This window comes from Polaribacter sp. Hel1_85 (genome assembly GCF_000766795.1).
Classification (GTDB): domain Bacteria; phylum Bacteroidota; class Bacteroidia; order Flavobacteriales; family Flavobacteriaceae; genus Polaribacter.
In genome coordinates this window covers 283,912-297,130 of the sequence record NZ_JPDS01000001.1, presented here as the reverse complement: position 1 = coordinate 297,130, position 13,219 = coordinate 283,912, and the positions used below count along the sequence as shown (strand labels likewise).

Genomic DNA, 13,219 nt, shown 5'->3' with positions numbered 1-13,219 from the left:
TAAAAAAAACGAGTTGACTTTCATCAACTCGCTTTTTCAATCAAAACAAATTTCACTTTTTCTTTTTATTTTTTATCAGTTTTTTATTAATAAAACCTTTATCTGTGATTATTCTTACAAAATAAATTCCTGTTGATAAATTACTAATGTTAATTTCATCATTTTTATTTATTAATAATCGTTTACCAACTAAACTATATACTTCTACAGATTTTAATTCTAATCCGTTTAAAACTGAAACTTTAATATTAGTAGTTGCTGGATTTGGATAAATACCAATGTTTTCTTTTAAGAAATCTTCATTTACAGATAATGTTCTTGCACAATATGTATTATATGTTGCAGTTGCATCTTTTTTCCAACTAGTATTATTATTAGAATCAGAAACATTATCAACTTGAATACAACTTAAATCTGCATTACCAGTTACATCTAAATTTATTAGATTACTATTTGCCCCATTATTAAGATTTAAATATGTTAATTTATTATTACTAATATCAAGTTCTACAATAGTTGTTAGCTTAGAAATGTCTACTTCTTCTATTAAATTATTAGCAACATTTAAAACTTTAATACCATTACCAGTTCTGGCTAGTGATTTCTTTTCACCTGTTGTTCTTGAAGAAATTATTACAGTATCTGCATTTAAAAGGCTACTAATATCTGTAATACTATTTCCAGAAATATTTATACTTGCTGCATTAGTAAATGCTTCTAAACCAGCTACACTAGTAATATTTAATCCGCTTAAATCTAAATCACCAGTAAAAGCTTGTGCTTCTTCATAGGTTATTACACCATCATTATCATCATCTAAACCAGTGATTACAGTTAATGCATTATCTAAATTTTCATCAGTTGTATACACTTCCCATTCTGAATTACAATCTGTATTGTAAGAAGCGGTTTCATCTTTATTAGTCCAATTTGTATTGGAATAATCCACATCATCAACAGCAATACAAACTAAAGAACTATTATTTGAAATATCAAACTCTGAAATTGCTGCATTGTTACCATTTCTTAAATATGCTCTTACCAAACCATTGTCTACAATTGCAAATTTTGTAATATTTAGATTCTTACTAATATCTATATTTTCAATATTATTATGGCTTAAAATAAGTTCTTCTAATAATATGTTTTTAGAAAGATCTATTCCTGTAAGTACATTTTCATCTGCCCAAAACCTTTTTAGTTTTGTGTTATTTGAAATATCTATATTTTCAACATCACAGTCTTTTATATCAATTCTTTCTAACTCTATATTTTTTGTGAAATTGAAAGAAGATATATTATTTCCACCTGATCTAAGATCATATAATTTAATGTTTTTTGTAAGATCTATTGATGTTAAATTGGTTTCAGAAACATACAATCTTTCTAAACCTACTAGCATTGAAACATCTATTGTATTAATTGGTGTTTTCCATAAGTGAATTCTATTTAGTGCCAAGTTATTGACAAAATCCACAGAAGCTAAGTTAAAGTTCCAATCTAATTGTAACTCTTCTAAATTTGTATTTGAAGAAATATCAATGGAGGTTAACTCATTAATATTTAACCAAAGTTTCTTTAACAAAGTATTATTAGAAACATCAATAGATGCTATTTTATTATCGCCAGCATAAAGTATTTCTAAACTTGTTAACGGACTTATATCTAAACTTGTTAATTGATTTTGATCTATACTCAACCAAGTTAACTTTGTGTTTTTTGATAAGTCAACGTTTGTTAAATTATTATTTCTAATATTTAACCCTGTAATATTAATAAAAGCTTCAACTCCAGTTAAGTCAGAAATTCCAAGTCCTTCAGCTGTTAAAGTTTCTGTTATTGCTTCTGCTTCTAAAACTTGGATTTCAGAATCTCCATTACTATTTATAATAGGATCTGCAACTAAAGCTGCTTTCATTATTGTATCTGAAAAAGAAACAATTGGAGCAATATTACAGTCTGTATTAAAACTTGAAGTTACATCTATTTTATCCCAGTTTGTTATTGAAAAATCTACATCATCTACTTGAATACATGTTAAATTAGGATTATTGCTTGCATCAAAATATGTAAAATTACTATTGTTTCCGTTTTTAACATTTAAAGTATTTAGCTGATTACCATTACAACTAATTGCAAATAAATTAGTGTTACTAGAAACATCTAAGTATGTTAATTTGTTGTTAGCAATTCTTAAATCTTCTAAAACTGATAACAAACTTACATCAATTGAAGCTAATTCATTATTATAGATATCAATACGTTTTAACATTGTATTGTTTGATAAATCTATACTAGTTAATAGATTGTCTGATGTGAAAAACCAGTTTAATTCCGGGTTTTTTGAAACATCAATTGATGTTAATTGATTTCCATGCACAAATAAATCTTTTAACATTGGGAGTATTGAAACATCAACGCTCGAGATTTGATTTCGCATAATTCCAAAACGTTCTAAAGCTGTGTTGTTAGAAACATCAATACTTGTTAATTGATTGTCATTTAAAAATAAATTAGTTAACGCTGTATTTTGACTTAAATCTATTGAAGTTAATTCATTTATTCCTGCTTCTAAAGAAACCAAATTGGTCATTACTTCAATTCCTTGTAAACTTTTAATTTTAGCTGAAACGTTAGGTAACAAAGTATTGTTTATTGGGTCTTGAATATTTAAACTGTCTATTACTTGTGCTTCTGATATTAAAATATTTCCATTTAATCCATTGGTGTCAAAACCTAAATCTATCAACGCTTGTTCAAAGTTTGTATCTAGAATTGTTACAATTGTATTTTCTCCTGAACAATTTGTGCTAAATATTGCAGAATCATCTTTTACCCAATTACTTGTATTTTGGCTTTCATCAATTTGAATACAAGTTAAATTCGGATTCTCATTTAAAAATACTGATTGATATTGTGGATCTCCTTCTCCTAATAACAGATTATTACTTACATCTAAACTTGCTAAATCGTTTCCGTTTAAGTACAAGTTTGTCAAACTACTATTATTACTGATATCAATAGTAGAAATGGCATTATTTTCAAAAGATAACCAATATAGTTCTGGGTTGTTAGTTACATCAACAGTAGATAAACTATTATTATCCATTACTAAATATTGTAATTTGATGTTGTTTGAAACATCAATACTTGTAAAATTATTATTTACAATAGTCAACCATTCTAAATCTAGATTATTAGAAACATCTATTGAACTTAAATTATTATTATATCCAGAATAAATTCTTTTCAATTTTGTGTTTTGAGATACATCTAGACTTGATAATCCAACTCCGTAAAAAGTAATAAATTCTAAATCTAAATTATTACTTATATCAATTGCATCAATTGGATTATTTGAAAAACGTAAATCTTTTAAATTGATATTGTTTGATAAATCTAAAGTTGATATTTGGTTATTTGGCTGTAATTCATAATTATTCTCTAAACGTAATATTTCTAACAATGTGTTTTGTGTTACATCTAAAGAGGTTAATAAATTATCAAAAGCATAAAAAATAGTTAGATTCAGATTGTTAGAAACGTCAATTGATGTTAATTGATTTCCATGCACAAATAAATCTTTTAACATTGGGAGTATTGAAACATCAACGCTCGATATTTGGTTTCTCATAATTCCAAAACGTTCTAAAGCTGTATTATTAGAAATATCTATTGTTGTTAATTGATTGTCATTTACAAATAAATTAGTTAACGCTGTATTGTGAAATAAATCTACGGAGGTTAGCTCGTTATTTCCTGATTCTAAAGAAACCAAATTGGTCATTGCTTCTATTCCTTGTAAACTTTGAATTTTAGCTGTTACATTTGGTAACAAAGTATTATTTATTGGGTCTTGAATATTTAAACTATCTATTACTTGTGCTTCTGATATTAAAATATTTCCATTCAATCCATTGGTGTCAAAACCTAAATCTATTAAGGCTTGCTCAAAATTTGTGTCTGGTATTAAAACAATTGGTTCATTTGTTTCATAACCACAGTCTAAATTATAAACCGCTGTATCATTAATAAGTGTCCAATTATCTGTTGCAAATGTTACATCATCTACTTGTACACAAGTTAAATCTATATTTTCTGACAAATCAATTTCTGTAATATTCGAATTTGTTCCATTATTTAAATTAATAGATGTAAGTTCATTACTATTTAAGAACAATCTTTTTAATTGAGTATTATTAGAAACATCAAATGTTGTTAGCTTCGCATCAAAAGCATCAATTCTTTCTAATAACGGATTATTTGAAACATCTAATTCTGTAATATCATTTTCACCTAATCTTACATCATATAACTTCGGGTTTTTACTAATGTCTAAGGCTGTTAATTTAGAATCTGAAACATATAACCTTTCTAAATCTGGCAACATAGTAACATCTATTGTTGTAATTGCTGTTTGCCAAAAATGAATTCTATTAAGTTTAACATTATTAGATAAATCTACAGTTGTTAAATTTAAATTTAAATCAAAATTTAATTGTTCTAAATTTATATTTGTTGCTATATTTAATGTCGTTATATCATTTTGACTTCCCCAAAGACGTTTTAGTTTAGTATTTGTTGAAACATCTATGGCTTCCAATTTATTTTGGTGTATATAAAAATCTTCTAAATCAATATTTTTAGAAATATCTAGTTTAGAAATATTGTTATTACCTACATATAAATTTTTCATTTTTATGTTTAATGACATATCTAGATTAGTTAATCTATTTTCTGTCACATCTAAATATTCTAACATTTCTACTTGAGTTAAATCTAAAGATGTTATTTCATTACTCCTTGCAGATACATGTTTTAATTTAGGCAACTTAGGTAGTTTTAAGCTGTTTAATGACGAATTATTTAAATTTAAATAGGTAACATTTGTCATACTATCTAAGCCTTTAAAACTTTTAATTACTACATTCTCTAACTTTAAAGAATCTATAGCTTTTGCTTCTGATAATTTAATAGTACCATTTAATCCGTTCGAATCAAAACCCAAAGTAATTAATCTGCTTTCAAAAGAACTATCATCTAGTTCTACAAATTCTTCTCTTGTATAATCGCAGTCTAAATTGTAAATTTCCTCATTATCTATATTTTTCCAATTTTCTTTTGCAAAAGCAACATCATCAACTTGTACACAAGTTAAATTTGGGTTATTTTTTAAATTTAGACTTAAAGGAATAATAGTACCATTTGAATACTTTTTTATATTAAAACCTGCGTTTAAATTGACTGTTGCCAATTTATTATCCATTAAATCTATTACTGAAAGACTTAAGTTGTTTTTAAAATCTAATGTTGTAAAATCATTATTACTAGCCAAAAAATTGTTTAAGTTTGAATTATTTGCTAGATCTATTGCTGAAATATTATTATTTCTAACATTTAAATATCTTAAACTTTTATTATTACTAACATCTAAAGAACTAATAGTATTTTCTTGACAATACAAATAGTCTAAATTATCTAAACTACTAACAACCAATTGTGTAATTGTATTGTTAGAAACATCTAAAGACTTAATTAGATTATTAGTAGTAAGGTTTACTGAACTTAAGTTGTTAGATGAAACATAAACATTTATCAATTTGGTATTTAAACTTGTATTGATTTCTGTAAAACTATTATTAGATCCACTAAAATCTACAAGATTTGTGTTTTTAGAAATATCTATTTGTGATAAATTATTTGCAGAAATATTTAACTTAGCTAAGTTAAAATTATTTGAAACATCTACACTATTTAAATTATTATTAGAAGCATTTAAATCATATAATTTATCGTTTTTAGAAACATCCAATACGTTTAAATTAGTCGTAGAACAATTAAAATGAGTCAAATCTTTTTTGTTAGAAATGTCGACAACTAAATCTTTATTACCACCAATATTTAATGTCGAAATTAATGAGTTGTTTGCAAGATTAAAATTTGTTATTTTATTGTTAGAAATTTCAATACTAATTAATGATAAATTATTAGAAACATCTAAGCTGGTCATACCATTATTAATTAATGACAGAAATTCAAGTTTTGTATTGTTACTAATATCTATGGCTAATGGTTTTGAATTACTAATTATCTTTAAAACATTTAATTCTACTAATGATTGTAAATTTATTGCAGATAAGTTAGAGGCAGAAAGAGTTAAATCTCTTAATAAGGAACAATTATTTAATGATAATGTATTTAATGATGTCATATTTTCTAAAAAAATACTTTCAAGTAAATTTGCATTATCAAAATTCAAACTTTCTAATGGGTTATCAGAAGCATTAAAATAAGTTAAGTTAGCTTTCGGAAAAGATAAGTTGGTTAAATTATTATAAGCAACATATAAACTTTGTAAGGGAGAATTATTATTAATTGTTAACGTTTTTAACCCTAAATGACTAACAGAAATTTTTTCTAATTTTGAATTTCCATTTAAATTTAAAGTTTCCATTTCATAACTATTATCTTGGATAACATACAACTCTTTTAAATTAGGCTGTGCAGAAATTATACCTTGGGCAATATCGCTTTCTATAATATTAAGTTTTTCTAAGTTAGTAATTCTTTCTAAACCTGTTATATCTTTTATATTTCCAGATATTGTAAGTTCTTTAATTTTAGATAAGTTTTCTTCACTTACATAATTATCTAAAACATCGTCGGCTTCTTGATCTACAAATTGTTGTTCTAAAGTTGTATCAGGAAAATATACTTTCCCTTCTTGACAATCTTCACTATAACTTGTAGTTGTGTCTTTATAAAGCCATATAGAAGTAGTATTTGAATATTCTATATTATCTACGTCTATACAAGTTAATTGTGGATTTTGTAAACTTTTAAATTCTTTAATTTTTGTGTTACCTCCATTTTTAAGGTTTAAAGAAGTTAACCCAATATTTCCTACAACATTTAACGTATCTATATTTACATTATTAATTAAATTTAATGTAGAAATATTAGGATTATTTATAAAATCTAATCTTGTTAAAAACGGATTTGCAATTAAGTTTAATTCTGTAAGTTTTGTATCTATAGCTCTTACTCTTGTTAAAAATTTGTTTTCACAGAAATTAACGCTAGTTAAGCTAGTGTAAGAAATATCAACATCAACAAGTTTAGGGTTATCTGTAATATTTATATTTTCTATAGGGTTATTACCAAATGAGAATTGAACTAATTCTGGGTTTTTAGTTACATCAACATTATAAATAGAATTTTTATAAATAGCAAAAACAACCAAATTAGGGTTATTAGTTACATCTATTAAGGATAAATTATTGAATGCTACATTTATAACAAACAAAAAAGGATTCTTACTCACATCTATTTCTGTAAGTTTATTAACTCTAATATCTAAATACGTTAAAAGCGGATTGTTAGAAACATCAATTTCTTCAATATCATTATAACCAGCATATAAATAAGTAAGTTTAGGCATAAATTTTATAGCAGAAATATCTTTTATTTTACCTGTTACATTTGTTAAATGCGGATTATTAATATTTATAAGTGGATCTACCATACCTGTTGGATTCCAGATTTTTAAACTATCAATTTTTATAACATCAGAATTAAGTATGTTTCCATTTAATCCATTTGTGTCCCAGCCTAAGTCTATTAAAGCCTGCTCAAAATTTGAATCTGAAACAGGTACTGTTTGAGCGAGAAAATTTAAGCTCAAAAAAAAGATTCCTAAAAAAAATAGTTTTGTTTTCATAGTAATTTGGTTTTAGTTATAATATTTGTTTAGTTTTTCAAAAATAGTTTTATTAGTAACTCAATAAAATACCTACAAGTAGGTATTTGAAGTTATAAAGCCCTAAAATTCAATTAATTTAAATGCCTTTGCATATTTATACCAATCAAATATTGATTCTAAGTTTAATTTTTGTTTGATATGTTTTCTATGCGTAGAAATCGTGGTAGTTTCAACAAAAAGTAGTTTAGCAATTTCATTTGATTTCTTACCTTCCATTACATGTTTAAACACCTGTTTTTCTTTAAAAGTTAAAGAATCAAATTGTTTTTTATGTTTAAGAATAAATTGCTTTTCATTTTCTAATTCTTCGGAAAACTCCATTAGCTTAGGTATATCTTCTAAAGAAATATTAAAAAAGAAAAGAAAATCTTTCACAAAACTAATTGGAAGGTTTTTTCTTTGGGTTACTTTATAATTGTCTTCTTTTTCATATTCAATTTTTTTATATAATTTAATTATTCCCATGCCTAATTTATATTTAAAATGAATACTCAAATTTAATTTGAATTCTATAAAAAAAAATCATACTTTAGTATGGTGTTTTTTAAACCATATTAATTGAAAATTAAACTTACTTTTTTATTTTTTTTATTTATAGCAGTTACATTTTCACAGGAAAAAAACTCTTCCATTTATTCTAATTTATCAATTTTCTTTTCAGAAAACAAAGATTCTATGAACATTAAAACCATAGTTGATAAATTTGATAAAGGTGAATTTTATAAAGAAAAAGACCAAAGAATTTATAAAAAGTTAGATACTAAAACCTTGTGGAGTCATTTTTATGTAAAGCCTTCTAAAAACAAAATACATTTTAAATATTTTACAATATCAAATTCATATTTACCTTATGGAAAAATCTATTTAAAAAAAGGTAATAAGATAGATTCACTTTATAGAGTTTCAAACAATCATTTTTTTCCTCACAAAAATATTTTTTATAGAAATCCTGTTTGGAAAATCCCTGTAGACTCAATATTAACGTCAGATGTTTTTTTAAAAGTAAAAAATAGCAGTGGTAGAACAAGAATGGTAATGTATTTAGAAACAGAAAATGATTTTTTAAAGCGTGTAGAAACTGAATATTTTTACTTCGGTTTATTTATTTCTTTTCTTATTTCTATGACATTGATATTGGTCTTTTTTTCAGTTCTTAAAAAAGAATATGCCGTTTTATTTTATGCCCTTTATATAATTACTGTTTTATTTGAGTTTCTTGCAGGTAAAGGCTTGGGTGTTCAGTATTTTTGGTCTGATAGTACTTTTTTTATAAATAATATTAGAAGTTTTAGTCAGACAGTTGGAGTTTTTTGTATTGGTTATTTTTATACAAAATTCTATAAATTAAAAGCCTCTCAAACTATTTCTAAAGGAATCTTTAAATGGGGAACATATTTAACAATTCCTATCATTTTATTATACGTCTATAAATATTGTTTTGGAGGATTGATTAATTTATATTTAACAGTTTGGACAGTTTTAAAAATTATTATATTTATTTGGGTTTTAAACCATTTATATTTAACGATCAAAAAACAACTTCCTGCTTATTTAGTTATTGCTTTTATTTTACCCATTCTTGCTGTAATTAACGGACAAATTATGAACCCAGAAGTTCATAATCAATTAGCTATAAAATTTAGCGGTCCAAATATTTATTACATCACTTTATCATTAGAAATTTTACTATTTACTAGATTTATTTTTGGTTCTGTTATAGATACTCAACAAAAATATTTTAAACTGAAAAAAGTAAGTGATGAATTAAAATATAATTTTCAAAATAAAACTTTAGAAATACAACAAGAAGAGCGAAATAAACTAGTTAGCAATGTACATGATACTTTTGGTGGTTATTTAGAAGCTCTAAAACTTAGATTGTTACAAAAAACAGAAAACTCTCCAGAAAAAATACAAGAAATTTTAGATGCATTCTATAAAGAGTATAGATATTTACTAAATAGTTTATATTCACCTAAAATAAATTCAGAAAATTTTGTAGAAAATTTAATTGAATTTTGCCAAAAATTAAACCAATTAACTGAACATAATATTTCATATCAATTTGATATAGAAAACACAGAATTATCTCAAGAAAAATGTTTGCATATATATAGGATTATTTCTGAATTAATAACCAATGCAATTAAATATTCTAAAGCTTCAGAAATAAATATTAACCTGAATCAAAAAGTTAAAAACTTAATAACCTTAGAAGTTTCTGATAATGGTATAGGATTTGATAAAAAAATGGTAAACAAAAAAGGTTTTGGATTGAATAATATTGAAACTCGAGTAAATCAAATGAAAGGTTCATTAAAAATTGACTCAAATAACTCAGGAACTTTTATTGAAATTCAAATACCAGAAAATGAATAAAGCTTCAATAAAAATAGTAATAGCAGATGACAATCGTTTTTTTTGTGATGCTTTAAAAGATAGTTTAAACAAGTATAAAGAACTATCAGTAAAAAATACATTTACTACAATTAATGATTTAATAAAATTTACTCAAAATAATAATTTAGATATTTTAATTTTAGATGTAAATTTTAATGGCGAAAATTCTTTAGATTTTATACCTGAAATAAAACCACCTAATTCAAACTTTAAAATTATTGCACTTACAACAATGAATAATAATTATATGAGAGAAAAAGCTCATAATAAAGGTGTAGATTTATTTATAGGAAAAGATGGTGATTTAGCTAATTTTAAAAGTGTAATTTTAGATTGCTTTAATAATGATAGAGTCAAAAAAAGTAAAATAAATGCTAAAATAAAAGTAGGGAATTACACATTTACTAAAAGGAAACTAGAAATATTACAAGCTTTATATATTCATTCTGATAAGAAAGAAAAAGAACTTTCAGAAACTTTAAATATTACTGAAAGCTCTTTAAAATCTCATAAAAGAGAATTATTTGAAATTACAAATACCAAAAATACTCCAGAATTAATTAAATTTGGTATTCAAAACGGATTAATAGTTTCTTAATCTAAAATCTGAGCAGCATGTGCTTTTGTTTTTACTTTTAAAATAATATCTTCAATAATACCTTTTTCATCAATAACAAAAGTTGTTCTATGAATTCCATCATATTCACGTCCCATAAACTTCTTTGGTCCCCAAACATTAAAAGCTTCAATTACAGCTTTATCTTCATCAGCTAAAAGCGGAAAAGGTAATTCGTTTTTATTAATAAAATTTTGTTGTCTTTTAGCAGAATCTGCACTTACACCTAAAACATCATATCCTTTTGATAAAAAAGATTGGTAATTGTCTCTTAAATCACAAGCTTCATTTGTACAACCTGGTGTACTTGCTTTTGGATAAAAAAATAATACTAACTTTTTACCAGCATAATCTGATAATTTTATAGTATTTCCTGCATTGTCTTTTGCTTCAAACTGTGGAGCATTATCTCCTATTTTTAGTGATGTCATTTTCTAAATAGTTTTTAAAGTTTAAAAGTACAAAGTTTATAAAGTTCTTTCAAGTATAATCTAAAAAAATAAATTTTAAAGAGCCTATTTTTTACTTTCTACTTTTTAACTTTACAATTTTATAACTCACTTTATGAATAAACAAGAAAAAGTACAATTTGTCATAGATACACTTCAAGAAAAATATCCAGAAATTCCTATTCCTTTAGACCATAAAGATCCTTATACACTTTTGATTGCAGTTTTATTGTCTGCTCAATGTACAGATGTACGTGTAAATAAAATTACACCAATTTTGTTCGCTAAAGCGGATAATCCTTTTGATATGGTTAAAATGTCTGTAGAAGAAATCAAAGAAATTATTCGTCCTTGTGGATTATCACCAATGAAAAGTAAAGGGATTTATGGTTTGTCTAAAATTTTGATTGAAAAATACGATGGAGAAGTTCCTCAAAGTTTTGAAGGTTTAGAAGAATTACCTGCAGTTGGTCATAAAACTGCGAGTGTGGTAATGAGTCAGGCTTTTGGAGTTCCTGCTTTTCCTGTTGATACACATATACACAGATTAATGTGGCGTTGGAATTTAACAAACGGAAAAAACGTACAACAAACAGAAAAAGATGCAAAAAGATTGTTTCCAAAAGAATTATGGAATGATTTACACTTGCAAATGATTTGGTATGGAAGAGAATACTCTCCTGCTCGTGGATGGGATTTAGAAAAGGATATTATTACAAAAACAATAGGTAGAAAATCTGTTTTAGAAGATTATTTTAAAACAAAAAAATAAAAACACATTATTATGAGGAGGAATACTAAATAATCTTTTTTAAATTGAGATTACTACAGTTTATAAAAAATAAACTTCGCAATGACAAAATTCTTATATTTAGCAAAAATGTGCGTTAGGGATTGAAGTGGAAATCCTTTTTTATTTGTTTTTCACAAATAAAAAAGATTGCAACGTAAAGCCCGACCTTTAGGTAACGCCCAAATTAAAAAAAGCCCCAACAATGTTGAAGCTTTTTCCACTCTTAATTCAAATTCAATTCAATGAGATCTTCTGATTTGGTTTTAACAAAAGTTAGCGATTTGGAAAAATTAATCAAAAATTGAACTGTTTCTTGTTTTGGTTGCATCTGAAAATCAAATGACTTTTTAGAGTAAAGTTGCATCATATAGTTAATTTAATATCTTGGTTATAAATAAGTAACGATGCATTTTTTACTTTATTGTTAATTCACTAAAATAATTTTATGTTTTTCTATTAATTTTCTCATATTGATTAAAGCGTAACGCATTCTACCCAATGCTGTATTGATGCTAACACCAGTGTTTTCACTTATTTCTTTAAAACTCATATCTTTATACATACGCATTACTAAAACTTCTTTTTGTTCTTCTGGCAACTCTTTTACAAGTTCTCTAACATCATTGTAAATCTGTTCTTGAATAATTTGTTTCTCTGCATTTAGGTTTCCATCTCCTAAAACAGAAAAAATATCGAATTCATCTGTATTTTTAAAAGTGGGCATTCTATTAGACTTTCTAAAGTGATCTATAACTAGATTGTGAGCAATTCTCATAACCCAAGGTAAAAATTTACCTTCTTCGTTATAATTCCCTTTTTTTAAAGTTCTAATTACTTTAATAAAAGTATCTTGAAAAACATCTTCTGTTATATCTCTATCTTGAACTTTACTGTAAATAAAACTGTATAATCTTTGCTGATGTCTTTTTATTAAAACTCCTAAAGCTGCTTCTTTTCCTTGTATATAATCACTTACTAAAGTACTGTCTGTAATTGTATTTTTTCTCACCATAACTACTTTTCGAAGAACAAGTTGTTCTTCTAATTTAAGATTAAATTAATAATTTAAAAAGTAGTTTTCTTAGTATATGCGTCTAATTTTGTGAGTTTTATGAATGCCAAATATCATTAATATTTTTTAAAACAACAAATAATTTAACAAAATTCATTGATATTAGTTTTAAAATAGGTTAAAAAAA

The 13,219-nt window shown here is 25.0% G+C and carries 7 protein-coding genes; 3 read left to right on the top strand and 4 right to left on the bottom strand.

What is annotated here, in order from left to right:
• Positions 1-52 precede the first annotated feature (52 nt).
• Together PHEL85_RS01225 and PHEL85_RS01220 are read right to left on the bottom strand one after the other, a co-directional pair.
• Complete coding sequence (locus PHEL85_RS01225) at positions 53-7,720, bottom strand: T9SS type A sorting domain-containing protein (protein WP_036820003.1); 7,668 nt, start codon at positions 7,718-7,720, stop codon at positions 53-55.
• A 102-nt stretch (positions 7,721-7,822) separates the two neighbouring features.
• Entirely contained in the window at positions 7,823-8,227 is a 405-nt protein-coding gene (locus PHEL85_RS01220; RefSeq protein WP_036820000.1) for a response regulator transcription factor, read from the bottom strand.
• 93 nt (positions 8,228-8,320) lie between these two features.
• Between PHEL85_RS01220 and PHEL85_RS01215 the strand changes: the two genes are divergently transcribed.
• Complete coding sequence (locus tag PHEL85_RS01215) at positions 8,321-10,141, top strand: ATP-binding protein (protein ID WP_036819997.1); 1,821 nt, start codon at positions 8,321-8,323, stop codon at positions 10,139-10,141.
• Positions 10,134-10,760, top strand: a complete 627-nt coding sequence (locus PHEL85_RS01210; RefSeq protein ID WP_036819994.1) for a response regulator transcription factor — start codon at positions 10,134-10,136, stop codon at positions 10,758-10,760. Before PHEL85_RS01215 ends, PHEL85_RS01210 begins: the two co-directional genes overlap by 8 nt.
• Here the strand turns inward: PHEL85_RS01210 and bcp are convergent.
• A complete protein-coding gene (bcp, locus tag PHEL85_RS01205; RefSeq protein WP_036819992.1) occupies positions 10,757-11,209 on the bottom strand; it encodes a thioredoxin-dependent thiol peroxidase in 453 nt (150 codons plus the stop codon). The two genes, PHEL85_RS01210 and bcp, sit on opposite strands and share 4 nt — an antisense overlap.
• Before the next feature lie 133 nt (positions 11,210-11,342).
• On the opposite strand from bcp, the gene PHEL85_RS01200 reads away from it, so the two are divergent.
• Positions 11,343-11,999 carry an endonuclease III domain-containing protein gene (locus PHEL85_RS01200; protein ID WP_036819990.1) on the top strand — a complete coding sequence of 219 codons (657 nt, stop codon included), beginning with the start codon at positions 11,343-11,345 and terminating at the stop codon, positions 11,997-11,999.
• 445 nt (positions 12,000-12,444) lie between these two features.
• Here PHEL85_RS01200 and PHEL85_RS01195 read toward each other — a convergent pair whose 3' ends face one another.
• Positions 12,445-13,032, bottom strand: a complete 588-nt coding sequence (locus PHEL85_RS01195) for an RNA polymerase sigma factor (RefSeq protein WP_036819987.1) — start codon at positions 13,030-13,032, stop codon at positions 12,445-12,447.
• Positions 13,033-13,219: the final 187 nt, after the last annotated feature.

Excerpts from the sequence above, each read along its gene's own strand:
- PHEL85_RS01220 (WP_036820000.1), bottom strand. The coding sequence starts at position 8,227 with ATGGGAATAATTAAATTATATAAAAAAATTGAATATGAAAAAGAAGAC.
- PHEL85_RS01200 (WP_036819990.1), top strand. The coding sequence starts at position 11,343 with ATGAATAAACAAGAAAAAGTACAATTTGTCATAGATACACTTCAAGAA.
- PHEL85_RS01210 (WP_036819994.1), top strand. The coding sequence starts at position 10,134 with ATGAATAAAGCTTCAATAAAAATAGTAATAGCAGATGACAATCGTTTT.
- PHEL85_RS01225 (WP_036820003.1), bottom strand. The coding sequence starts at position 7,720 with ATGAAAACAAAACTATTTTTTTTAGGAATCTTTTTTTTGAGCTTAAAT.
- bcp (WP_036819992.1), bottom strand. The coding sequence starts at position 11,209 with ATGACATCACTAAAAATAGGAGATAATGCTCCACAGTTTGAAGCAAAA.
- PHEL85_RS01195 (WP_036819987.1), bottom strand. The coding sequence starts at position 13,032 with ATGGTGAGAAAAAATACAATTACAGACAGTACTTTAGTAAGTGATTAT.